General features: G+C 59.5%; 20 protein-coding genes. 13 read left to right on the forward strand and 7 right to left on the reverse strand.

Annotated features, from left to right (window positions below; genetic code table 11):
• Window positions 1–139 precede the first annotated feature (139 nt).
• Together FBZ97_RS09240 and FBZ97_RS09245 are read left to right on the forward strand one after the other, a co-directional pair.
• Window positions 140–796 (forward strand): DUF2161 family putative PD-(D/E)XK-type phosphodiesterase, encoded by a 657-nt coding sequence (locus FBZ97_RS09240; protein ID WP_145318657.1) that lies wholly within the window; start codon window positions 140–142, stop codon window positions 794–796.
• A gap of 261 nt (window positions 797–1057) precedes the next feature.
• Window positions 1058–2557, forward strand: coding sequence for a DegQ family serine endoprotease (locus FBZ97_RS09245; RefSeq protein ID WP_145318659.1), 1500 nt, complete (start codon window positions 1058–1060; stop codon window positions 2555–2557).
• A 56-nt stretch (window positions 2558–2613) separates the two neighbouring features.
• On the opposite strand, the gene FBZ97_RS09250 is transcribed toward FBZ97_RS09245, so the two are convergent.
• Both FBZ97_RS09250 and FBZ97_RS09255 read right to left on the reverse strand, forming a co-directional pair.
• Window positions 2614–3567, reverse strand: a complete 954-nt coding sequence (locus tag FBZ97_RS09250; RefSeq protein WP_145318663.1) for a sugar kinase — start codon at window positions 3565–3567, stop codon at window positions 2614–2616.
• Window positions 3568–3570: 3 nt separating this feature from the next.
• Window positions 3571–4590, reverse strand: a complete 1020-nt coding sequence (locus FBZ97_RS09255; protein ID WP_145318666.1) for an SPFH domain-containing protein — start codon at window positions 4588–4590, stop codon at window positions 3571–3573.
• Window positions 4591–4712: 122 nt separating this feature from the next.
• Between FBZ97_RS09255 and FBZ97_RS09260 the strand changes: the two genes are divergently transcribed.
• From FBZ97_RS09260 to FBZ97_RS09280, 5 genes are all read left to right on the forward strand, one after another.
• Window positions 4713–5408: an NUDIX domain-containing protein gene (locus FBZ97_RS09260; protein WP_145318669.1), complete on the forward strand. Its 696-nt coding sequence runs from the start codon at window positions 4713–4715 to the stop codon at window positions 5406–5408.
• 186 nt (window positions 5409–5594) lie between these two features.
• Window positions 5595–6224 carry a DnaJ domain-containing protein gene (locus tag FBZ97_RS09265; protein WP_113329703.1) on the forward strand — a complete coding sequence of 210 codons (630 nt, stop codon included), beginning with the start codon at window positions 5595–5597 and terminating at the stop codon, window positions 6222–6224.
• Window positions 6225–6450: 226 nt separating this feature from the next.
• A complete protein-coding gene (locus FBZ97_RS09270) occupies window positions 6451–7944 on the forward strand; it encodes a lipopolysaccharide biosynthesis protein (RefSeq protein WP_145318672.1) in 1494 nt (497 codons plus the stop codon).
• Window positions 7945–8021: 77 nt separating this feature from the next.
• A complete protein-coding gene (locus tag FBZ97_RS09275; RefSeq protein ID WP_145318675.1) occupies window positions 8022–8837 on the forward strand; it encodes a galactosyl transferase in 816 nt (271 codons plus the stop codon).
• Window positions 8838–8875: 38 nt separating this feature from the next.
• Window positions 8876–9946, forward strand: a complete 1071-nt coding sequence (locus tag FBZ97_RS09280) for an acyltransferase (protein ID WP_145318678.1) — start codon at window positions 8876–8878, stop codon at window positions 9944–9946.
• 9 nt (window positions 9947–9955) lie between these two features.
• On the opposite strand, the gene FBZ97_RS09285 is transcribed toward FBZ97_RS09280, so the two are convergent.
• A complete protein-coding gene (locus tag FBZ97_RS09285) occupies window positions 9956–11284 on the reverse strand; it encodes a PLP-dependent aminotransferase family protein (protein WP_145318681.1) in 1329 nt (442 codons plus the stop codon).
• A 99-nt stretch (window positions 11285–11383) separates the two neighbouring features.
• On the opposite strand from FBZ97_RS09285, the gene FBZ97_RS09290 reads away from it, so the two are divergent.
• From FBZ97_RS09290 to FBZ97_RS09310, 5 genes are all read left to right on the forward strand, one after another.
• Window positions 11384–12361 carry an ABC transporter substrate-binding protein gene (locus tag FBZ97_RS09290; protein ID WP_145318683.1) on the forward strand — a complete coding sequence of 326 codons (978 nt, stop codon included), beginning with the start codon at window positions 11384–11386 and terminating at the stop codon, window positions 12359–12361.
• A gap of 46 nt (window positions 12362–12407) precedes the next feature.
• Window positions 12408–13298 (forward strand): ABC transporter substrate-binding protein, encoded by an 891-nt coding sequence (locus tag FBZ97_RS09295; protein ID WP_095437660.1) that lies wholly within the window; start codon window positions 12408–12410, stop codon window positions 13296–13298.
• Window positions 13295–14239 carry an amino acid ABC transporter permease gene (locus FBZ97_RS09300; RefSeq protein WP_145318687.1) on the forward strand — a complete coding sequence of 315 codons (945 nt, stop codon included), beginning with the start codon at window positions 13295–13297 and terminating at the stop codon, window positions 14237–14239. Before FBZ97_RS09295 ends, FBZ97_RS09300 begins: the two co-directional genes overlap by 4 nt.
• Window positions 14240–14247: 8 nt before the next feature.
• Window positions 14248–15027, forward strand: a complete 780-nt coding sequence (locus tag FBZ97_RS09305; RefSeq protein ID WP_145320004.1) for an amino acid ABC transporter ATP-binding protein — start codon at window positions 14248–14250, stop codon at window positions 15025–15027.
• Between the two features lie 75 nt (window positions 15028–15102).
• Window positions 15103–16284 carry a M20 aminoacylase family protein gene (locus FBZ97_RS09310; RefSeq protein ID WP_145318690.1) on the forward strand — a complete coding sequence of 394 codons (1182 nt, stop codon included), beginning with the start codon at window positions 15103–15105 and terminating at the stop codon, window positions 16282–16284.
• A gap of 173 nt (window positions 16285–16457) precedes the next feature.
• Here the strand turns inward: FBZ97_RS09310 and FBZ97_RS34345 are convergent, their stop codons facing one another.
• Together FBZ97_RS34345 and FBZ97_RS09315 are read right to left on the reverse strand one after the other, a co-directional pair.
• A complete protein-coding gene (locus tag FBZ97_RS34345) occupies window positions 16458–16634 on the reverse strand; it encodes a hypothetical protein (protein WP_173004573.1) in 177 nt (58 codons plus the stop codon).
• A 156-nt stretch (window positions 16635–16790) separates the two neighbouring features.
• The gene (locus tag FBZ97_RS09315; RefSeq protein WP_113350558.1) at window positions 16791–17801 is read right to left on the reverse strand and encodes a hydrogen peroxide-inducible genes activator; all 1011 of its coding nucleotides are present in this window, start codon (window positions 17799–17801) and stop codon (window positions 16791–16793) included.
• 341 nt (window positions 17802–18142) lie between these two features.
• Between FBZ97_RS09315 and katG the strand changes: the two genes are divergently transcribed.
• Window positions 18143–20341, forward strand: a complete 2199-nt coding sequence (gene katG / locus FBZ97_RS09320) for a catalase/peroxidase HPI (RefSeq protein ID WP_145318693.1) — start codon at window positions 18143–18145, stop codon at window positions 20339–20341.
• A gap of 40 nt (window positions 20342–20381) precedes the next feature.
• Here katG and FBZ97_RS09325 read toward each other — a convergent pair whose 3' ends face one another.
• Together FBZ97_RS09325 and FBZ97_RS09330 are read right to left on the reverse strand one after the other, a co-directional pair.
• Window positions 20382–21407, reverse strand: coding sequence for an acyltransferase (locus tag FBZ97_RS09325; RefSeq protein WP_145318695.1), 1026 nt, complete (start codon window positions 21405–21407; stop codon window positions 20382–20384).
• A 147-nt stretch (window positions 21408–21554) separates the two neighbouring features.
• A complete protein-coding gene (locus tag FBZ97_RS09330; RefSeq protein WP_145318699.1) occupies window positions 21555–22562 on the reverse strand; it encodes an aldo/keto reductase in 1008 nt (335 codons plus the stop codon).
• Between the last annotated feature and the right edge of the window lie 126 nt (window positions 22563–22688).

The following is a 22688-nucleotide window of genomic DNA, read 5'->3' on the forward strand; positions in this document are numbered from 1 at the left end:
GAGAGGGGCCTTGTCATCGGCCCCTTTCACACGCCTGCAATATTCGCCTTTGCAGCAAGAGCCGCTTCGCATCTTTATCGACTGTCTGGTTAACCGAATCGGCTAACCTTGTCCGGACATGCAAAGCCCGGAGGCGGATTTGGAAACGGCGCTCTATCTCCCCATCAAGTCATTTCTCGAAGCCGCCGGCTATGCGGTGAAAGGCGAGATCGGTGGCTGCGACCTCGTTGGACTGACTGATGGCGAGCCACCGGTCGTGGTCATCTGCGAACTGAAGATGACCTTTAATCTCGAACTCATCCTGCAGGCAGTGGATCGCGCTGCGGCCAGCGACGAGGTCTGGATCGCCGCCCGCGTCTCGGCAAAGGGCAAGGGTCGGGAAGGCGATCGCAGGTTCCGCGACTTGTGCCGCCGGCTGGGCTTTGGCATGCTCGCCGTATCGGACAGCGACGTCGTGGATATCGTCGTCAGCCCCATCGCGCCGATGCCGCGCAAGAACGCACGGCGCAGATCACGCCTTGTCGACGAACATCGCCGGCGCAAGGGTGACCCGGCACTCGGCGGCAGCACCCGCAAGCCGATCATGACCGCCTACCGCCAACAGGCCCTTGCCTGCGCCGCTGCTATCGAAAACGGCGTGCAGCGCCCGAAGGATATGCGCGAAGCGGCACCGAAGGCCCCACAAATTCTAAGGGATAATGTCTATGGCTGGTTCGAGCGCATCGACCGCGGCATCTACGCACTGACGGAGCTTGGAGCAGAGGCCCTCAAGCGTTGGCCGACAGCGCAGCTTTAAATATGGAAAATTTCCGGCCATCCAACATTAAATTCATGTAATATCTTAACATTTTGCAATAAAAACATGATCAATATTTAATTTGTAAAAGTTAATTGGCGGATCATATTAACACCAAGCGCCAATTCAAATCTATACTTTGCTTCCCGTAGTAAAAACGGGAAACAAAGTCGCTCGCAAAATTGACGCGGACCAATCGCAGCCCATCCCCGATATGGACGGGCCGCCAAACCGCCAACGATCTCGCAAGGGACTTTTGCCATGCCTTCTCTTCTCCGCAAACACCGCACAGCCGCCATCGTCGGAGCCGCTATCATCGTCGGCGCCGGCGCATTGCCTTTTGCCTTCAGCACATCCGCAACCCTCGCCTCCGCGGCAGAGCCGGCCGGCATCATCGCGCCCGACGGCTCCTTCGCTCCGATCGTCGACGCCGATAAACCGGCCGTCGTCACTGTCACCACCACCATGAAGGCGACCGACACCAGCGCCGAAAGCAATTCGCCGATGGACGAGCAGTTCCGGCAATTCTTCGAAAATCAGGGCATCCCGTTCCCGAAGCAGATGCCGCACCAGCAACAGAACCAGCGCGCCATGGCGCTCGGCTCCGGCTTTATCATCAGCCCGGACGGCGTCATCGTCACCAACAACCACGTCATTCAGAATGCGGTCGACATCAAGGTGACGCTCGATGACGGCACCGAGCTGCCTGCCAAGCTTTTGGGTGCCGATGCTAAATCCGATCTTGCCGTCCTGAAGATCAACGCGCCGAAGCCGCTCGCCACAATCGCCTGGGGTGATTCCGACAAGCTGAAGCTTGGCGACCAGATTCTGGCGATTGGCAACCCCTTCGGCATCGGTACGACCGTTACCGCCGGCATCGTCTCGGCCCGCGGTCGCGACCTGCACAGCGGCCCCTATGACGATTTCATCCAGATCGATGCGCCCATCAACCACGGCAACTCCGGCGGGCCGCTGGTTGACCGCGAAGGCAATGTGGTCGGTATCAACACCGCTATTTACTCGCCAAATGGCGGCAGCGTCGGCGTCGGCTTTGCCATTCCCTCCGACGAGGCCAAGGCGATCGTCGCCAAGCTCGAGAAGAACGGCTCGATCGATCACGGCTATCTCGGCGTCGCCATCCAGCCGGTGACCTCGGATATCGCCAATGCCATGGGCCTCTCGCAAACCCAAGGTGCGCTCGTTGCCAGCGTCAACGACGATACGCCAGCCGCACGCGCCGGCATCAAGAGCGGCGACATCGTTACCGCCGTCGGCAACGAGGCCGTCAAGACGCCGAAGGATCTGTCGCGGCTGGTCGCCGATCTTTCTCCCGGCGACAAGCGTTCGGTCACACTGTGGCGCGACGGCAAGAGCATGGACGTCAATGTCACCATCGGCGGCAATGACGACAGCAAGCAGGCTGCCAACGACGCTGGCGACGGCAAGGTACAGCCGTCCAACCAGCCAAGCATCGGTGTCGGCCTCGCCAACCTCACACCGGATGTGCGTGAGCAGCTGAATCTGCCGCATGGTGTCGAAGGCGCCGTCGTTGCCAGTGTCAATCCGGACAAGCCCGCCGCTGCGGCCGGCATCCAGACCGGCGACATCATCGTCTCGGTCAACGACCAGCCGGTGCATAACGCCCATGAGGTGCAGACGGCCGTCGCCAAGGCCGGCAAGGATGGTCGCAAATCCGTGCTGCTTCTGATCGAGCGCGACGGCAACAAGACCTTCGTCGCCGTGCCGTTCTCGGCGGCTTAATAATCTAAAACAGCCTTCCACGGCCCGTATCCTGCAAAGGAGCGGGCCGATTGTCGTTACGTCACCAGTAGTCCCTGGCGCTCGGCAATACCGATCTTTGCCTGCGTTCCCGCGTTGAAAGGCAGGAAGTCCGCCTCGATGCCATCGCTGAAGATCACCCCATGCTCCGCCATCTCGGAGACGACGGTCATCGGTATCTCTGCATCGACCTGCCCCGACACCAGCGAAACACCGGTCGTCCGGCTGGGAAAAGGCTCCCGCACGAAATAGTGCAGGAACTGCGCATCCCAGGGAAAGGAAGCATCGGCAATGCCCGCCGGCAGCTCCACGCCGCGGCTCGCAGCAGCACCTACCCAGCCGGCATAGAGGCTTTTCAGCCAGCCGGTCGAGCCCATGCCGGTGGAAATGATGATGCCGCTCGACGACTGCCGCTCATGCCGTTCACCGATCTGAAGGTCGTAGCGCGCCGAGACGTGGCTGCGCGGGCCGATGAAGAGGTCGTTCACTGCGTAGAGCACCTCTCCCGTATTGAGTGCGGCTTTTGCCATGCTCACCCGTTTGAGCGGCCGGCGTTGCGCCAAGGCTTCGGGGACGACCTTGCGCATGTCGGCCGTCTGGAAAGGTAACAGCACGCCGTCCCATCGTTTCGGATCGGGATTGACGCCGAGCACATTCTGACCGTCAAGATATTTCAGCGTATTGGCGACCAGGCCGTCCTGCCCAAGCACGACGACGAGATCATCGGCGCCGAATATGAAGTTTGCCAGATAGCGGCGGTTGAGTGTCTGCACCCTGGCAACGGAGCGCAGACTTGCTTCGACGTCGCGCGCAGCCGCCTGATAACGCCGGTGTTCCGCGAGATAATCGCCGAAATCCGCGCCTAAGTGCTCGACATAAAACTGCGCCTGCTGGACGGTATTGAAGCGCGCGACCATTTCGTCAAGGCGGGTGTCGCGCACGATCAGCACGATCTTTCTATCTTCCGCCTTTGCGTTGTTTGCGACAGGCATGACTTATCCCCTTGGCTGAGGTTGCAGCATCTCGCGCAGGAGATCGGGGGTGACGTTCAGCTGACCGATCTTGGTGGCGTTGTCAGCAAGATCGCGGAAGGCGAGCGCCATCAACTGACCAGGATCCATGCCGACCGAAGCGAGCGCCTGCAGCATCTTGGGATCGGCATCGCCGAACGATTTCATCATGGCAGCGAGGCCATAGGCTTTCGCGTCGGCTTCCTCGCGCGCATTGGCCGAGGCGAGAGCGACAAGCGCCTTGTTCTGCTCTTCAAGCGCGATCTTGCCTGTCATTTCTTCTTGGCGGATCTGTAGCTGCCGCTCCTGCACCGAGCGCTCGGCATCCATCTGTGCCTCACGGACTTGGCGCTTCTTGTTTTCGACAGCAATTTCGGTCGCGAGCTCGTTCTCCTTGATCGTCCTTTCCTGCTCGACGCTCGCGTTGCGGCGGGCATAGATCGCCTCGTCGGCACTGCGCAGCAGCGCTTCGCGCGCCCCGGCCTCCAGCGCCTTGGCAGTTTCAGGTTTCGGCTTGACCGCCAGGATCGACAGGCTGAGCAGCTCAAGACCCAGTGCGCGCAACACGGGATGGTCATGCAGCGTCGCCGCGACACGCCCGACCAGCAGCTCGCCGGCCGCCAGCACCTCTTTCAGCGACAAAGCCTGCACTTCAGCACGCATGACGACCTGAACCTGGTCGATCAGCCGCTGCGACAACTTCTGCGGGTCTTCCGAACCGTAAACACCTTTGGCATTGAGCGAGAAATCGAGCAGTTCCGCCGTCCGTTTGGGCTCGGCAATACGATAGGTGATCTGCCCCTGAACCGTGACTTCCTGGAAGTCCGACGTCACCTCGGGAAAGATGAAAGGCTCGTCGACGCTGGCGGTCGGCACCACGACCAGCGAGGTCGACGGCGCGAAATACCAGAACGAGAGTCCCGCGCCCTCTCGCTGCGGTCGGCCGCCTCGATACTGGATCACATACTGGGTCGGTTGGGCCTTGATGAAACGAAATCCGAACATGACTGCCTCCTGAAAGTGGCGTTTGAAACTGCGATGACGTGAACAAACATCACTTAGTGTATTTTGTCAACTAAGTTAGTTGAAGCTTTACACTAAGATGTCGCCGGGTTATGTTTCAAGTCATGAGCAGCTCTGAAGCCCCCGATAAAAGGCCAATCGTTTCGGTCGATCTCGCAATCTTTGCCCTGACGGCGGACGGGCTCGAGGTCCTGCTCGCCCAACGCGGCGCGGAGCCGTTTACCGGCCGCTGGGCCCTGCCCGGCGGCTGGATTCATGTCGATGAAGATGAAAATCTGGAGGCTGCGGCAAGACGCGTACTCAGTGACAAGACAGGCGTCGCAGCGCCCTATTTCGAACAGGTGGGTGTCTTCGGTGATGGCAAGCGCGATCCTCGCGGCTGGAGCCTGAGCGTGACCTATATGGCACTGATTGCGCAGGATGCCGTCAGCTTGCAACATGGCGGCAATATCACCGACGTCGCCTGGCATCCGATCGCAGGTGATAGGAGTGTGGAACCGCTGGCCTTCGACCACGCCGCCATATTGAAGGCGGCGCTCACCAGATTGCGCAACAAAGTCGAATATACGACCCTGCCGGTGCATCTCCTGCCGGAAGCATTCACCTTGAGCGAATTGCAGGCCGTCTATGAACGGCTTCTTGGCCGCCTTCTCGATAAATCTGCCTTTCGCAAACGCATCGCGGAAGTCGATTTCATCGAGCCGATTTCCGGGGAAATGCGACGCGGAAGCAATCGCCCTGCCCAGCTTTACCGGCTCAAGCAGGCACATTCGACCGCCTTCTTCGACCGAACGATTTAAAGCACCGCATTTCCACAGACGTTCGACTTCGCCTTTGACATAGGACTCTTTTTGTCCAAACTCTGCCTTTGTGATGGTACAAATAGCGCCGGAGCCGATTGAAACGGCCGGGTGGGACATTTAAACCGCGCGGGCGATATCAGCGGCCAGGCCTTAAAACAGGAACAAGCGGCGGCAGGAGTTGGAGTGACTGATCCATACGATATTCTCGGCGTTGCGCGCGATGCGGGCGAAGAGCAGATCAAGGCGGCTTATCGCAAGCGCGCGAAGGCAGCCCATCCGGATTCCGGCGGCGATACCGACGCTTTCGCGCAGCTGCAGAAGGCCTATGAGCTTCTTCTCGACCCCGTTCGCCGCAAGGTGTTCGACGATACCGGCTATGACGTCGAACTGACCGATGCCGTCGACTTGCAGGCGCTGGTCGCCATCGAAAAGCTGATTACCGAGATAGTGCTGGACGAGCGGGAACCCGGCACATTCGATCCGGTCGCCAAGATGCGAGCGAGCCTTCTGGAAGAAATTCGCAAGGCGAATTTCAGCAAGAGCGAGCTCGAGCGACACTCCAATCGCATCGGCCTTCATCTCGACCGGCTCGGCAAGCGCCCCGGCAAGGACGTGGTCGGACACATGCTGCGCGCCCGCATCAAGGCGATCGCCACCGCCATCAGCGAAACGGAAGCCAAGATCGGCGCCAACGAACGCGCCTGCGACATGCTCGAAGGCTATCTTTACGAGATGAACGAGCCTCTGGATGAAGCCGATGCTGCTCCCGAAATCGAATGGGACGAGCCAAGAGTCCGCTCGGCCGCGCAGTGAAGGCGGCGCTTTTCGCCGCTCTGAAGTGATAAAATTCGCGTTTGCCTTGATCGCGAGATCACTTTCAGCAACGCAATGTTGCAATGCAACAATTCTCTCTAGACAAATCGAGGGGCTGGCCTAGATCAAGCATCCAACACGCCGTCCTGCTCCATCGAATGATGGCGAAGCGGCAATGGCGGGCGCCGGATCTCCGGCATCCGCTGCAGATCTAAAACGGCGAGGTATGCGATTGCTAGCGTCCGAAGCGGATGAAATCGTCTTTGAACACTTAAGCGAAAACCGGTCGCGGGCCGCATTGAGGGGCGCTTTCTGGTCGGCGCTGGATACGCTTATCCCGACGGCACTCAACAGCCTTGTCTTCGTCGTCACCTCCCGTTTCCTTCTGCCGCAGGATTTCGGCCTGGTCGCGCTCGCCTTCGCCATCGTCAGTTTCGCCTCCGGCTTCGGCCCGACGGCCTTCGGCGAGGCACTGATCCAGCAGAAATCCATTCGGCGCAGCCATCTCGATACGGTCTTCTGGCTATCCTTCGTCTCCGCAGCCACCCTCTATGCCGCGCTGTTTCTGCTTTCGCCGTTTCTCGCCCATTGGCTAGGACATGACGATATCGTCAAACTGCTGCTGATCATCGGCCTGAAAATCTTCTTCGACATGATGATCATCGTGCCCAATGCCCTGATCGGCCGCACGATGTCCTTCCATCTTGCTGCGGCCCGCACCGCGATCGCCACCTCTGTTTCGGCGATCATCTGTCTTTCGCTGGTTTTCGCCGGTTTCGGCCTGTGGGCGCTTGCGATTGCCCAAATTGCAGCACCGGCGGCCGCTTGCATCGCCGCTTTCTGGGGTGCGAAATGGCTGCCTGGCTTCAGGGTAAAGCTCTCGAGCTTGCGCGAACTGCTGCATTACGGCATCTTCGCCTCGGGCAACCGCTTCCTCCAGACCATGAATCTCGACCAGCTGATCATCGGCACGCTGGTAAGCCCGGCTGCTCTCGGTATCTATAATTTTGCCCGGCGGCTCTACGAGATGCTCAACAATGTCGTGGCGGGCGGGCTGAATTCGGTCAGCCACGTGCTGCTCTCCTCACTGCAGCATGATCGGGAGAAGGTGCGCGAAGCCTTCCTCATGGCGACCTTCGGGTGCTCGCTAGTGTCCTTTCCGGCCTTCATGGGGCTTGCAGCGGTCGCCGACGATGCCATTCCGCTGATCTTCGGGCCGCACTGGGCTGCCGCCGTTTGGCCGGTTCGCTTCTTCTGCGTCATCGGCCTGATGGCCGGCATCGGCATCATCCAGGCTTCCTTGATTACCAGCCAGGGCAGATCCGACTGGTGGTTCTACTATCAGCTGGTGCGCAACATCGTCTCGATCCTCACCGTGCTCGTTCTTCACCAATATGGGGTGACAACCGTCGTCTTCGGACTCATGCTCGGAGTGGTGATGCTCTGGCCGGTGACGCTGTGGATGGTGTCGCGATTGATCGGCCTCAGCATTTCGGAATATTTCGGCCAGTTCCTGCGGCCCATAGCCGCCTATCTCGGCATGCTTGTCGCCGTCTTGGCAATCTCGTCGGCGCTGATCGACCGGCCCCTTGCGGAACGCCTCGTCTGCGAAGTCCTGGTCGGTGGCCTCGCCTATTCGGCCCTCATCCTTCTCTTATGCAGGGAAAGGGTCCTCTTCCTCGTGCGGACGACGCTGCAAGGCCGTCGCGCGAAGGCATAGTAGCCGCCATCGCGAATAAGGACGGAAACAACGCTCATTCGATCCCGCGATAGAATACCAAGTCGGAAAGGCGCCTCATGACACTGGTCACGTTCATCATTCCCGTTCGCCATCAGGCCAATTCCAATGATTGGCCGGCGCTCAAACGACGCCTGTCGCAAACGATCGCATCGATCGCCGGGCAGTCCAACAAAAACTGGCGCGGCGTAGTCGTCGCCAATGAAGGCGCAGATCTGCCGGATCTGCCGCCGAATTTTACGGCGGAACGCGTGACCTTCCCGCCCAACCAGCTCCACGACATCGATGGTGCCGATCGCGAAAAGGTCTACGATGCGTTCCGGCTGGACAAGGGCCGCCGCGTCTTGAGCGGCATGCTGTCCGCGCGCGATACCCGCTTCTTCATGATCGTCGACGACGATGATTTCGTCAGCGCCAATATCGTCGATTTCGCCGCCAGAAATCCCGATGCCAACGGCTGGAAGATCGACCGCGGCTATCTCTGGAACGAAGGCGGCCGGCTGCTTATGCATCACAACGACTTCGCCAATTTTTGCGGGACATCGCTGATCATCCGCTCCGATCTCTACCGTTTGCCGGCGACCTTCGAGGATGCCGAGATCGACTATATCAAATCCATGCTCGGCAGCCATGTGCGCATCGGCAAGCTGCTTGCAGACGCCGGCGCGCCGCTCGGCTCGCTGCCTTTCCGCGGCGCGATCTATCGGGTCGGCCATGCGGGTGCCCACAGCAAGTCCTCCAATCTCATCAGGACCCATTTCCTGAACCGGTCGGTGCTGACAAGTCCCCGTCAGTTCCTGGGCAATCTTTCGCGGGTGCGCCCGCTCGATCGAAATTTGAGAAACGAATTCTTCGGCGTGCGCGCCGCCGGATAACTTAGGCGTAACCTTTTCCCCCAATGAGGTTCCGATCAATGCCGGCTGATGCAACGAGACACAGATATGCCGCCCTGGATGCGATGCGCGGCCTGGCGGCCTTCGCCGTTGTCGTCTATCACCTCGACAGGCCCTATGCGCCTTCGGCCTATATCGCGGTCGATTTCTTCTTCGTGCTCAGCGGCTTCGTCATTGCCAGGGCCTATGGTGAAAAGCTTGATGGCGGCATGACGGTGCTGGCCTTCATGAAGGCACGATACGCGCGTCTCTATCCGCTCTTCCTGATCGGCAGCGTCTACGGCCTTGCTCAATTGCTGCTACATTGGCAGGCGGCAGGCGTCGGGCGGGCCGATCTTGCCGCAAGCATCCTCACCACCGTCTTCATGCTGCCTTCTCCAAGCTTTCTGATGCGGTCGGCCGGAGACATCTTGGCGCTCTACCCGCTGAATGGTCCCGCCTGGTCGCTGTTCTGGGAGCTGTTGGCCAATCTGGTATTCGCACTGGTGCTGTTCAGGCTGAAAACGCGGAGCCTCATCCTCATTGCCGCCGCATCTCTGGCGATGCTGATCGTCTCGGTTTTTTTCCACAAATCGCTCGATCTCGGCTGGGAATGGCACTCTGTGGATGGCGGCCTTGCCCGCGTCTTCTTCTCCTTCACCCTCGGAATGATCATCTATCGGCTTCGAGGTAAAACCGTGCTGGGGCGCACGGTGAACAGCTATGCGGCACTATTGCCCATCGCGGCGATCTTAACCTTGCTGTTTCTCCCCACCTATTCGCTGAAATATGCGCTTGTCTTCTGCGTTCTGATCTCGCCGCTCATCGTCCTTGCCGGCACCATGCTCGAACTGCCGGAGAGGCTGCAGCGGCTCGGAATCTTTCTCGGCTATCTCTCCTACCCGATCTACATGTGTCATCGCGGCTTTACCGAGATCTACGGGCATCTGATGCGTAATATCCACTTGCCGCGGCCCGTCTACATCGCGATCTATCTCGTCGCAATTTCCATCATTTCGCTCATCTCAGCCAAGCTAGCGACTATCCTCGTCAAGTACGCTTCCTCTTGGAGGGAGACGCCTAAAAGCCTGGGCGCAACTTCAAGCCATTAGCTCCACCCTTCACGTGTGGACGGCCGCCAGTGCGATGGCATCCGCAACATATTCGCGCCGCTCCAAGAGCTTGGCCGTCGCGACCCGCAAATGGCTGCTGGGCAGGATCGAGAACTTGGCGCCGGGATGCACTGCAATGCCCCGGGCGGCAAGCGTCACCATTGCGAACGGCTCCGACGAGACAGGCACCCAGGCACATAGTCCTTCTCCATGCCACGCATCGACGCCGCGCTCGCGAAGCGCATCGATGAGGCCTGCGCGGCGTTCCCGATAGGTCCTGCGGGCATGATCGAGGCATGATGCCGTTGCCGGATCGCGCAGCAACCAGGCAGCCGCCGCCTGCAGAATGCGGCTGGTCCAGCCGGAGCTGAAGCTGCGATAGGATTGGATCTGGTCGATAATCGCGCGCGAGCTCGACAATACGGCGAGGCGCAGATCCGGCCCATGCGTTTTCGAAAATGACAGGATATGGATGACCCGATCGGGAAAGAGATGCCCCATGGAATGGCGAAGCGAGATCGAGATGTCGGCGACACCATCGTCTTCGACGATCAACGTATCCTTGTCGCGAAGGATCTCCGCGATCCCTGCCATGCGTGCAGGGCTCACGCTCTGGCCCGTGACGGAATGGATGCGCGGCTGAAAGATGAACGCGACGGGACGATATTTCAGCGCCTCCTCCAGCGAGGCCGGCAACGGACCATCCTGGTCGCATTTCACCGGAATGATGCGCGCACCCCGATCCTCAAGAATATCGAGAAGCCGCATTCCCGTCGGGTCCTCGATCGCAACGGCGGCACCCGGCATGACCAAGGCATTGATCAGGGTATAGACGGCATTATAGCCGCCATTGGTCGCCAGGAACGCTTCCGGCTCATAGGGCCATGTCTTCCTGACCTCGCGCTCAAGCTCCGGCAGGATGCGGCTGCGCTCGTAGCTGTTGAGATTTTCGGCCGAGGCGCCATAGGCCATCGCGGCCTCCAGCTTCGGCAGTAGCTGCACATCGGGAACGGCTGCCGTCAGATTGAGGGCATCGGAACCGTAGTCGCCGACGCTTGCCAGCCGTGCCGGCTTGGCGACGAAGCGGTCGCCGCTCACCCATGTGCCATTCCGGCCGCGCCCGCTGATGATCTTCTGGCGTCTGAGCTCGCTCCAGGCTTCCGACAGGGTCGCCGGGCTCACCCCAAGGGCAAAGGCCAGGTCGCGGAGCGGCGGCAGCTTGGTGCCAACAGGCAGGGCACCGGCTCGGATGAGCGCGCTCGTCTCGAGAGCGATGCCGCGAATGGTCCGATCGCTCAATTTCGAGGCAAACCATTTCGCATCCCGCTCTTCGCTCATTTTCGCACCATTTTTAATGTTCAATAACGTAATAACATTTGATCGACCTATATTGAACATTTACTCGTTGAGAAAACAAGTTTTCCCGCGAGTGAATTCATGCCCCTTACTCTCCGCCTTGCCCTTCGTGACTGGGACTACATGACCCCTCTGGTCCTGGGCGATGTCTCTTCCCCAAAACTCGACATTAGGGTGGATCGGGTCGGCACGCTGATCTCGCATGTCGGTAAGAGCGACGCCTATGACGCGGCGGAAACGTCCTTCAGCCGCTACACGCAGATGCGCATCGACGGTGACGAAAGTGTCGTCGGCATTCCGAATTTCATCATGCGCGGCTTCCGCCATCGCTGCGTCATCACCACCAAGGAAAGCCCGATCACAAGCTTTGCCGAGCTCGCCGGCAAGCGCATCGGCGTAACTGGCTGGCGCGACTCCGGCAATACCTGGACTCGGGCAGCACTACGGCGCGAAGGTGTCGGCGTCGAAGATGCCATGTGGTACGCCGGCCGCCTCACCGAAGCCCATCCGATCACCGATCGCCTCGACGGCTTCGGCCGCCCCGGCCGCATCGAAGCAGCACCCGGCGAAAGGCCGATGGTGGACCTGCTGAAGGACGGCGAGCTCGATGCGATCTTCACGCCTTTCATGCCGGATGGCTATTTCGCCGGCAATTCCGGCTTGCGCCAGCTATTGCCGGATTTCCGTGCCGCCGAGCATCGCTATTTTGCCGATGTGGGCTATGTACCCGGCATGCACCTGATCGGCTTGAAGGCCGAGCTCGTCGCAGAGCATCCCTGGGTCATCGCCGAACTGAGCAGGTTGATCGATGAATCGCAGCGCATGTGGCTCGGCAAGCGGCGCAAATATGCCGACACCACGCCCTTCATGCTCGACGAACTCCTGAAATCGGCAATCGAACTGCCCGAAGGGTGGGATGCGAGCGGCTTTGCCGCCAACCGCAAGATGATCGCGGATTTCGCCGGGGAGCTACATGTGCAGGGTATCTTGCCGCGGCTGATGACGCCGGAGGAACTCTTCCCGTTCGACGTCGATGGCAGCCGGACGAGCGCTGCCTGACCACCGACTGAAAAATCAGAGACGCAAAGCAAAAAGGGGAATGAACATGTCGCTGAAGAAAATGACCTACGTCGCCTTGGCAAGCCTGATGATGTCGGGTGCTGCCTTTGCCGAGGATGCGAGCTTGCCGAAACTTTCGGTCAACAAGGACCTGCAGGCCAAGCTGCCAGAGGCGATCCGCACCTCCGGTAAGATGATTTCCGTCAACAACGGCTCCTTCCCTCCCTATGAAATCGTCACCGGCACCAAGTTGACAGGCGCCAGCGCCGATCTGACCGATGCGATCGGCGAGGTGCTCGGCGTGAAGATCGAGCATGAAAGCGTCAGCGGCCTGCCTGCGATCCTCGCCGGCATCAACTCCGGCCGTTATCAATTCGCCTTCGGTCCGATCGGCGATTTCAAGAGCCGCGAGGAAGCCAATGACTTCGTCGACTGGGTACAGGAATTCGTCGTCTTCGCCGTCCAGAAAGGCAATCCGAAGGGCATCACCTCGCTCGACAGCGCCTGCGGCCAGCGCATCGCCGTCATGGCCGGAGGATCGGCAGAAAAGGTCATCCAGGTTCAGGCCGAGAAATGCAAGACGGATGGCAAGGGCGCGATCGAAGTCCAGTCCTTCACCGACCAGCCGAGCTCGATCCTCGCCGTCCGCTCAAAGCGTTCGGATGCCTTCTTCTCCTCGCAGGCCCCACTCACCTATTTCGTCTCGCAGGCCAACGGTCAGCTGGAGCTCACCGGCGTCGGCCAGAAGAACGGCTTCGAGGATCTCTATCAGGGCGCCGTCGTGCCGAAGGGCTCGCCTCTCGGTCCCATCCTCAAGGATGCCGTCAAACTTCTTATGGACAATGGCACCTATGCCGCCATCATGAAGAAGTGGGGCCTTGAGAACAACATGATCAAGGAACCCGGTATCAATCTTGGCGGGACCTTGCCGAAATGAATACGAATTCCAGAAACAACGCATCGCCTTCTGGCGAGGCGTCGGAACGGGATGTGGCGAATGCCCACACGCCGTTCCCGAAGGGTCGTGTGACGGCCTGGGTCGTCACGCTTGCGATCGCAGCCTATTGGGCGTGGTCGGTCGCCCACAATGAAAACTTCGGCTGGCATGTCGTCGCCCAGTATTTCTTCGACCCCGTCGTCATCAGTGGCCTCTATGTCTCGCTCGGCCTGACCGTCGTCGCCATGGCGCTCGGCATCGCCTTTGGCCTGCTTTTGGCGATCGCCCGCATGTCCAAGGATAGGTTGGCAAGCACGCTCGCGTCGCTGTTCATCTGGTTCTTCCGCGGCACGCCGCTGCTCGTGCAGCTGATCTTCTGGTATAATCTTTCGACGCTCTTCCCAACGCTGTCGATCGGCATTCCCTTCGGACCTACCTTCGTCAGCTGGGACACGAATTCCGTCATCAGCCCGATGACGGCGGCGATCGCCGGCCTCGCCCTCAACGAAGCCGCCTACATGGCCGAAATCATCCGCGGCGGCCTGCTTTCGGTCGACAGAGGCCAGTTCGAGACCGCCGAAGCCTTCGGCATGACGCGGATTCGGGCGCTGCGCCGCATCATCATCCCGCAGGCCATGCGCTCCATCGTGCCGCCAACCGGCAACCAGCTCATCAGCATGATCAAGGCGACCTCGCTTGTCAGCGTCATCGCCATGGCCGACCTGCTCTACTCCGTGCAGTCGATCTACAACCGCACCTTCGAAGTCATTCCGATGCTGCTCGTCGCCGTCATCTGGTATCTGCTGATTACCTCGGTGCTCAATATCGGCCAGAGCTATATCGAGCGCTATTACAGCCGCGCCGATCGCCGCACCGGCGGGACGAAGGCGGCAACGGAGAGCACGCCCGCGCTCGTGCCGGCACAGGAGGCGGGCCAATGAACGCTCCGATGAACTCAGCCGTCAACGTCAGCCCACTGGTACAGGCGCGCAACGTCCATAAGTCCTTCGAAAATCTCGAAGTCTTGAAAGGCATCGACCTCGATGTGATGCCAGGCGAAGTGGTCGTCATCCTTGGCCCCTCCGGGTCGGGAAAATCCACCTTCCTGCGCTGCATCAACCATCTGGAAGCGATCAATCGCGGTTCGATCGAAGTCGATGGCGAGCAGATCGGCTACCGGCTGAACAAGGGCCGGCTGCTCAAACTATCCAACCATGCGATCGCGCTGCAGCGGCGCAAGATCGGCATGGTGTTCCAGCAGTTCAATCTCTATCCGCATATGACGGCGCTGCAGAATGTCGTCGAGGCGCCGATCGGCATCCATGGCGAGAGCCGGAAGCAGGCGACGGAAAATGCGCTGGCGTTGCTTGACCGCGTTGGCTTGTCAGCCAAGGCCAACAATTATCCGCGCCAGCTTTCGGGTGGCCAGCAGCAGCGCGTCGCAATCGCCCGAGCGCTGGCGATCAAGCCGAAGCTGATGCTGTTCGACGAGCCGACGTCTGCGCTCGATCCGGAACTGGTCGGCGAAGTGCTCGCCACCATGCGTGACCTTGCCAGACAGGGCCTCACAATGATCGTCGTCACCCACGAGATCGGCTTTGCCCGCGAGGCTGCCGACCGTGTCGTCTTCATGGACGGCGGCAAGATCGTCGAGCAGGGCAAACCGGAGGATGTAATCGGCAATCCGCAGCATCCGCGCACCAGAAGTTTCCTGTCGCGCTTCATCTAGCGCGATACAGATATCATCAGTGGAGCCCGCACGCTCTATGGCGGATGGCGGCTCAAGCGAACCATTGGAATAGCCATGACCCTCGACAACGATTTCGCCCGCCTCTCCGACTTCGAGCCGATGAAGGCCGAACTGACGGGCATCCGCCAGCATCTGCACGCCAATCCCGAACTTTCCTTCGAAGAGGCGGAGACAGCGCGCTTCGTCGCCGAGAAGCTGGAAGCCTGGGGCTATGAGGTGACGCGCAATGTCGGCGGCCATGGCGTCGTTGCGCGCATGACGGTCGGTGCCGGCAAGAAGAGCATCGCGATCCGCGCCGACATGGACGCGCTGCCGATCACCGAGCAGACCGGCAAGCCCTATGCCAGCAAGGTGCCCGGCAAGATGCATGCCTGCGGCCATGACGGCCATACCACCATATTGCTCGGAGCTGCCGAATATCTCGCCCGCACCCGCCGCTTCAACGGCACTGTGAACCTGATCTTCCAACCGGCCGAAGAGGCGGGCGCGGTGAGCGGCGCTCCGGCTATGATCAAGGATGGCCTCTTCGAACGCTTTCCCTTCGACGTCATTTATGGGCTGCACAATCACCCCGGCGCGCCGGAAGGTACGTGGTTGTTACGCTCCGGCCCGCTGATGGCCGCCGCCGACACAGTTGAGGTCACCATCACAGGCAAGGGCGGCCATGCTTCACGCCCGCATCTGACCATCGATCCCGTCGTCGTCGCCTGCAACCTCGTCGTCAGTCTGCAGACGATCGTTGCCCGCAGTGTCGACCCGACGCAGACGGCGGTCGTGACCGTCGGCGCCATCCACGCTGGCGAGGCTTCGAACGTCATTCCGGAGAGCGCGAAGATGTTGCTCACGGTCCGCTCCTTCGATCCGAAGGTGCGCGAGCTGCTTGAAGCCCGTATTCGCAAGCTGACGGCTTCTATCGCGGATGGCTATGGTGCGAGTGCAGAGATCGACTATGTCCACGGTCATCCGGTCGTCGTCAACTCGGAGAAGGAAACGGAATTCGCGCGGATGGTTGCCGAGGAGCTCGTCGGCGCTGATAAAGTCACCACCTGTGGCCTGATTCCCGGCAGCGAGGATTTCTCCCATTATCTGGAGCATAAGCCCGGCAGCTTCCTGCGCCTCGGCAATGGCTTGAATTCGGCCATTCTCCACAGCGCCAAATATGATTTCGCCGACGGAAGCCTCACCGTCGGTGCGGCGATGTGGGCACGCCTGACCGAGCGTTATCTCGACGCCTGAACCTATTCTTATCTCGATCGCACGAGGAACCGGCGACGCGACGATAAACGATAGCCCTGGCAATAAGCCGGGGCTGGTCCGTTTTCTGGAATGTCATGGAAAAAGCGGAATGCGACGCCTTCAATAGCGACGCCAGGCCTGCGAGAGCAGTGCGATTCCTGCATTCATAAATACTACTTATCGAGCGATCCGCGACTATCGCCCGTTGCAGGCGCCGTATTTGCAGGCGTTTCAGTCCGCAGCCCGGTTTCCAGCTGCACATTCCGAGTCTGCATTACCCGCCATTCATTTTCGAGGCGATCAATCACATACGTAGGAATTTCATTTCTTACGCTTTCAAGCTCTTGCATCACGACCTCCATTGTCATGCGTTACTGGCATGACATGGAGGAGTTTCTTTGTAAATCAAGCTATTAAAATATTTAAACGATTAAAATATTTTCAATCGTTTGAAATATCACGTTCTGTGGAAAAGATCCAAATAGCGTTAATGCGCAATGCGGAGCTTACCGATGCGAAGCCGGATCATCGATGGTGCCAAAGCCGGGACGGCGAGCAGCCGGCGGTTGCAATCGCCCTTCGAGCTCCAGGTCTTGCGCGCGCCAGATTGAATCGTGTTGTTCGCGCATGGCATCGGCCGCCTCACGGACCACTTCGGAAATCTGCAGAAGCTGCTTGGCGAGAGGGCTCGTCCTGCGCCAGATCATGCCGATGGTGCGTGAGGGCTGCGGGCTTTGGAAGCGCACCGTCGACACCGAGGCCGAGCGGGTTTCGACGGCTACCGCCATCTCAGGTATCAGAGTGACGCCGATGCCGGCGCTGACCATCTGCACCAGCGTCGATAGCGAACTACCGTCCATCAGCTCCCGCGGCAGGGCTGAGTGGATGTTGCAAAAGGAGAGCGCCTGATCGCGAAAGCAGTGTCCTTCCTCCAGGAGCAGCAGCCGCATTTCGCGAAGCGCTTCCCGGTTGGGCACCGGCTTGCCCTCGTCCTCGCTCGGCCGCACGAGTACGAAGTTTTCCGCAAATAGCGGCACTTCCGTGAGCGATGTTTCGGAGATCGGCAGGGCGACGATCGCGGTATCCAGCCTCCCCTCCTCCAGCTCCTCGACCAGTTTCGAGGTCAGGGTCTCACGCACATGGATATCAAGCCCGTCATAGATACGGGTGAGGTTGCCGATGATGCTCGGCAGCAGATAGGGCGCGACCGTGGGGATGATGCCGATCCGCAACCGTCCCACGGGCTGATTATGCGATGCGCGGGCAAGATCTCCCAGCTCGTCGACGGAGCGCAGGATGTCGCGGACGCGAATCGCGAAAGCTTCCCCGAAATTGGTCAGCCGGACCTGGCGCGCGCCTCTTTCGAAGAGGTCCGTGCCGAGCTGCTCCTCCAGCTCCTTGATCTGCATCGACAAGGCGGGCTGAGAGATCGCGCATAGATCGGCCGCACGTCCGAAGTGGCCGAGCCGAGCCAGCGCTTCGAAATAACGAAGCTGTTTGAGCGTGAAGTTTGCCATAAGCTCATCTTATCGTGCCAATCAGGAAATCCAACTTAAATTAATGGAAAGGCTTGGCTATAGTGCCGCAGCAGAGATGAGATGCGGCCGCCTGTCATACGAAGCTCATATTGAGAGCATTGACTGCGTTCAGTCCATCGATGCACGGGCCGGTCGGAAGGCAGGGGACCCAAGCTTTGCCTGCTTCCACGTCTCCGTTTCACGCGAGGCCAGAACAACGAGAGATTCATGCGTCTGACATGTCGCTGCCATACCCGTTTTAGAACCGGGCCATTTTCCGGCGGGCTGGCAAAGCTCCTTCTCCGGTCGTCACAAATCGAATCATCGTAAGGGAGAGTATCATGGATACAAAAGTCGAAACTGCCGGCAAATGTCCGTTTCCGCATGGAAACACGAGCGTTTCCGCACGTTCGAACCGAGACTGGTGGCCGAATCAGCTGAACCTTCGGATTCTTCACCAGAATTCGGCCCTTTCCAGCCCGATGGGCAAGGCGTTCAACTACGCCGAGGAATTCAAGAAGCTCGATCTGGAGGCCCTGAAGAAGGACCTCACCGCCCTTATGACGGATTCGCAGGATTGGTGGCCAGCCGACTTCGGTCACTACGGTCCGCTCTTCATCCGCATGGCCTGGCATAGCGCCGGCACCTACCGCACGGGCGACGGCCGCGGTGGCGCCTCCTCCGGCACGCAGCGTTTCGCTCCGCTCAACAGCTGGCCGGATAACGTCAATCTCGATAAGGCCCGCCGCCTGCTCTGGCCGATCAAGCAGAAATACGGCAATAGCATCTCCTGGGCCGACCTCATGATCCTGACGGGCAACGTTGCGCTGGAATCGATGGGCTTCAAGACCTTCGGCTTCGGCGGCGGTCGTGAAGATGTCTGGGAACCGGAAGAAGACATCTATTGGGGCGCGGAAGACACCTGGCTCGGCGACAAGCGCTATAGCGGCGATCGCGATCTGGAAAACCCGCTCGCAGCCGTGCAGATGGGCCTCATCTACGTCAATCCTGAGGGACCGAACGGCAATCCGGACCCGCTTGCAGCCGCACGCGACATCCGCGAGACCTTCGCCCGCATGGCAATGAACGACGAAGAAACCGTCGCCCTCATCGCCGGCGGCCATACCTTCGGCAAGACCCATGGCGCAGGCGATGCCGCCCATGTCGGCCCCGAGCCGGAAGCAGCCGGCATCGAAGAACAGGGCCTCGGCTGGAAGAACAGCTTCGGCACTGGCAAGGGCGGTGACACGATCGGCAGCGGTCTCGAAGTCACCTGGACCTCGACGCCGACCAAGTGGAGCAACAACTTCTTCTGGAACCTGTTCGGCTATGAATGGGAACTGACGAAGAGCCCTGCTGGCGCGCATCAGTGGGTGCCGAAGCACGGCGCCGGCGCCGGCTCGATCCCCGACGCGCACGACAAGTCCAAGCGTCATGCGCCGTCGATGCTGACGACCGACCTCGCCCTGCGCTTCGACCCGGCCTATGAGAAGATTTCCCGCCGCTTCTTCGAAAATCCGGATGAATTCGCCGATGCCTTCGCCCGCGCATGGTTCAAGCTGACTCATCGCGACATGGGGCCGCGTGTTCGTTATCTCGGTCCGGAAGTGCCGAGCGAAGAGCTCATCTGGCAGGACCCGATCCCGGCTGCCGGTCCCGCATCGATCGATGCCAACGATGTCGCTGTCCTCAAGGCCGAGATTGCTGCATCGGGTCTCACGATCCCGCAGCTGGTTTCGACAGCCTGGGCTTCAGCTTCGACGTTCCGCGGCTCGGACAAACGCGGTGGTGCAAACGGCGCTCGCATCCGTCTTGCTCCGCAGAAGGACTGGGAAGCCAACCAGCCGGCCCAGCTCGCTTCCGTGCTGGCGACGCTCGAAGGCATCCAGAAGAAGTTCAACGATGCTCAGACCGGTGGAAAGACGGTATCGCTTGCCGATCTGATCGTTCTCGGCGGCTCGGTCGCTATCGAACAGGCTGCGAAGAAGGCCGGTCATGACCTGGTCGTCCCCTTCGCTCCCGGCCGTACCGATGCGACGCAGGAACAGACCGACGTCGAGGCCTTCGCCGTTCTCGAACCGATCGTCGATGGCTTCCGCAACTACCAGCGGCAGGCCTACACCGTCTCTTCCGAAGAACTGCTGATCGACAAGGCACAGCTGCTGACGCTGACGGCGCCGGAAATGACCGCCCTCATCGGCGGCCTGCGTGTGCTGAACGCCAATGTTGGTCAGAGCCAGCACGGCGTCTTCACCAAGCGTCCGGAAACGCTGACCAACGACTTCTTCGTGAACCTGCTCGACATGGGCACGGAGTGGAAGGCGGTTTCGGATGCCAAGGACGTCTTCGAGGGACGGGACCGCGCGACGGGCGACGTGAAGTGGACCGCCACGCGCGTCGATCTCGTTTTCGGCTCCAACTCGCAGCTGCGCGCGATCGCCGAAGTCTATGGCCAGGCCGATGCCGAGAAGAAGTTCGTCCAGGACTTCGTTGCGGCATGGACCAAGGTCATGAACGCCGACCGCTTCGACATCGCTTGATGCAAGATATCGGGCGCGATCAAAGGTGATCGCGCCCTTTTCAACCGGTCTCAGAGACGGCATTTTGCCGCTTGCTTCTTTCGAACCACGCATTCAATCCCGTGCGTGCCGGCTGCTCGATCAGATAGTAGCTAAGCAACCCGAGGCATACGGCTATGACAAGCGCAGGCAGTTCGGCCAAGCGATCTAGCCGAGCCAGTACGTAAAACGGTTGCTGCCATAAATATATTGAGAACGACATCCGCCCAAGTCGCCGGATGGCAGAGCCTTCAAATAAAATCTTAGAGAAGCGAGTAGCACTCTCGATCGAACATACGCTGATCGCCAGCAACAAGGTTTTAACGCCAAAAAACAGCCAGGCGGCGTCCGCGAACAAGCGTGCGGCCAAGCCGCAGAAAAATATCAAAGGTACCAACCATTCCAGGGATAATCCGCAGCTTCGCTGCCCGATCAGCAGGAACAACGCGGCAGAAATCAAAATTGGCGCTGCCGCCACTTGGCTCGACCAAAAGACGATAAATGGATTTTGCCCGTAAACGTCATATTGCAAAATGCCGGTGGCAAGTGCGGTAAGACCAAGTAACAACAGGGAAAATCCCACGAATTTGTTGCCGGCATCGCGCAAGCCAAAGGCCAGCAGTCCGAGCAGAAGATAGCTGTGCTCTTCGACGCATAATGACCAAATGTGATCGAATATCGAAATGAAAGTATGGCTCGTAATTATAAAGTAGTTCAGCGTGAAAGAAAGCGCGGCGAGCACACCCGCAAGATCGGGTGCAAGCGACGTTGAGGAGAAGATCGCTGCATTCACCAAAACAAATATAAACAAAGTCGGATAGACGCGGCTGAAACGCCGAAAGAAGAAAATGCCCAAAGGCATCTCCCTGACGAAAAGGATCTCGGCCATAAGCCGTCCTGAGAGTACAAAAAATAGATCAACACCGGCGGATCCAAGACCGGGCAGGTAGTTGTCACCGCCGAAATGACCCATCAACACCAGAAAGACGGCCAGTCCACGCCATCCATCTAGGGCCGGAATATGGGGCGGTCTTCCTGCTTCTGACATCGGTAACCATCGGTTGAGCTATCCAACCGCTAGCGTAAGACATCAATATTAATGAAATTACTTTAAGTATTACCGAAATTAAGCACACGCTGGCATTTGGAGTAATGCGACTTCGTTACACTAACTCCTCAAACACGTGCTGGGAGTTCAATCGACGCAGCACAGGGGCGCGGCATTCTGCAACGGCGACGGCAGGGCCGTCACTGGATTCGGGATAGTAAGCGCATCCAGCGTCGCCGTCTGTTCGGGCGAGAGCCGGACTTCGAGCGCACCGATATCCTCGTTGAGTTGCTCCAGCGTATGGACGCCGATAATCGTCGAAGATACGCCAAAGCGCGCCATTGCCCAGGCAAGGGCGACGCGTGCGGTCGTCGTACCGAGTTCATCGGCAACGCGGAACAGGGCGTCGACGATTTCAAGATCCTGTTCGTCGGGCCGTTGCATCAATTGCGCCGCATGCCCTGTTCTTGCGCCCGCATTGTTGGCACGCGTATATCGGCCGCTGATGAGGCCGCCGCTCAATGGCGAATGCGAGACGACGCCAAGCCCCAGCCCGCGCGCCAAGGGAATGAGTTCGATTTCAAACAGCCGTGCGGCAAGCGAATATTCGATCTGCAAACCGATGAATGGAGCCCAGCCGTTGGACTGCGACAGGAGATGGGCATGCGCTACCTTCCAGGCCGGCGTATCTGAAATGCCGAAATAACGCAGCTTTCCCGACTGAACGAGATCGTGGAGCGCCTCCAGCATTTCTTCCAAAGGCGCCTGTATGTCCCAATTGTTCAGCCAATAGAGGTCGAGATAGTCGGTGCGCAGCCGACGAAGCGTCTCCTCGAAGCCGTCGATCACAGCTTTGCGGCCAAGCCTTTCGCCATGTCGCGCGACATCGAATTTGGCGGCGATGACAAGACGATCGCGCCGGATCGAGTTTTGTGCAACATAGCCGCCGACGACCGTCTGGCCGCCCGCTTTCATCGCTCCGTTGCCGGTATCGAGATAATTGCCACCGAGTTCGAGATAGCGCGTCAGGATCGCCGCAGGCTGATTTTCATGCGAATGCCGGATGAACCCCTTATCGAAAGTCATGGTTCCGAGCGCAAGCGGACTCACTCGCAACTCCGAGCGGCCGAGTGCGGCATAGTCTTCAAGATGCATGCATAATCCCCCAGCCGGCCTGCAACCGTTACATACCCGTGCAGGTTATGTAAAAGCATCCAGCAAAGGAGATAAGCACCAATTTCCAATTTTACAATTCGGGAATCCGGATAATCGGCCCGATAT

The sequence above is a fragment of the Rhizobium sp. ERR 942 genome (assembly GCF_007828395.1).
In the GTDB taxonomy this organism is placed as follows: Bacteria; Pseudomonadota; Alphaproteobacteria; order Rhizobiales; family Rhizobiaceae; genus Rhizobium; species Rhizobium dioscoreae.

Bases quoted from the DNA above. Each gene is read 5' to 3' on its own strand.
- FBZ97_RS09245 (WP_145318659.1), top strand. From the start codon at position 1,058: ATGCCTTCTCTTCTCCGCAAACACCGCACAGCCGCCATCGTCGGAGCC.
- FBZ97_RS09250 (WP_145318663.1), bottom strand. From the start codon at position 3,567: ATGCCTGTCGCAAACAACGCAAAGGCGGAAGATAGAAAGATCGTGCTG.
- FBZ97_RS09255 (WP_145318666.1), bottom strand. From the start codon at position 4,590: ATGTTCGGATTTCGTTTCATCAAGGCCCAACCGACCCAGTATGTGATC.
- FBZ97_RS09260 (WP_145318669.1), top strand. From the start codon at position 4,713: ATGAGCAGCTCTGAAGCCCCCGATAAAAGGCCAATCGTTTCGGTCGAT.
- FBZ97_RS09270 (WP_145318672.1), top strand. From the start codon at position 6,451: ATGCGATTGCTAGCGTCCGAAGCGGATGAAATCGTCTTTGAACACTTA.
- FBZ97_RS09275 (WP_145318675.1), top strand. From the start codon at position 8,022: ATGACACTGGTCACGTTCATCATTCCCGTTCGCCATCAGGCCAATTCC.
- FBZ97_RS09280 (WP_145318678.1), top strand. From the start codon at position 8,876: ATGCCGGCTGATGCAACGAGACACAGATATGCCGCCCTGGATGCGATG.
- FBZ97_RS09285 (WP_145318681.1), bottom strand. From the start codon at position 11,284: ATGAGCGAAGAGCGGGATGCGAAATGGTTTGCCTCGAAATTGAGCGAT.
- FBZ97_RS09290 (WP_145318683.1), top strand. From the start codon at position 11,384: ATGCCCCTTACTCTCCGCCTTGCCCTTCGTGACTGGGACTACATGACC.
- FBZ97_RS09295 (WP_095437660.1), top strand. From the start codon at position 12,408: ATGTCGCTGAAGAAAATGACCTACGTCGCCTTGGCAAGCCTGATGATG.
- FBZ97_RS09300 (WP_145318687.1), top strand. From the start codon at position 13,295: ATGAATACGAATTCCAGAAACAACGCATCGCCTTCTGGCGAGGCGTCG.
- FBZ97_RS09305 (WP_145320004.1), top strand. From the start codon at position 14,248: ATGAACTCAGCCGTCAACGTCAGCCCACTGGTACAGGCGCGCAACGTC.
- FBZ97_RS09310 (WP_145318690.1), top strand. From the start codon at position 15,103: ATGACCCTCGACAACGATTTCGCCCGCCTCTCCGACTTCGAGCCGATG.
- FBZ97_RS34345 (WP_173004573.1), bottom strand. From the start codon at position 16,634: ATGCAAGAGCTTGAAAGCGTAAGAAATGAAATTCCTACGTATGTGATT.
- FBZ97_RS09315 (WP_113350558.1), bottom strand. From the start codon at position 17,801: ATGGCAAACTTCACGCTCAAACAGCTTCGTTATTTCGAAGCGCTGGCT.
- katG (WP_145318693.1), top strand. From the start codon at position 18,143: ATGGATACAAAAGTCGAAACTGCCGGCAAATGTCCGTTTCCGCATGGA.
- FBZ97_RS09325 (WP_145318695.1), bottom strand. From the start codon at position 21,407: ATGTCAGAAGCAGGAAGACCGCCCCATATTCCGGCCCTAGATGGATGG.
- FBZ97_RS09330 (WP_145318699.1), bottom strand. From the start codon at position 22,562: ATGCATCTTGAAGACTATGCCGCACTCGGCCGCTCGGAGTTGCGAGTG.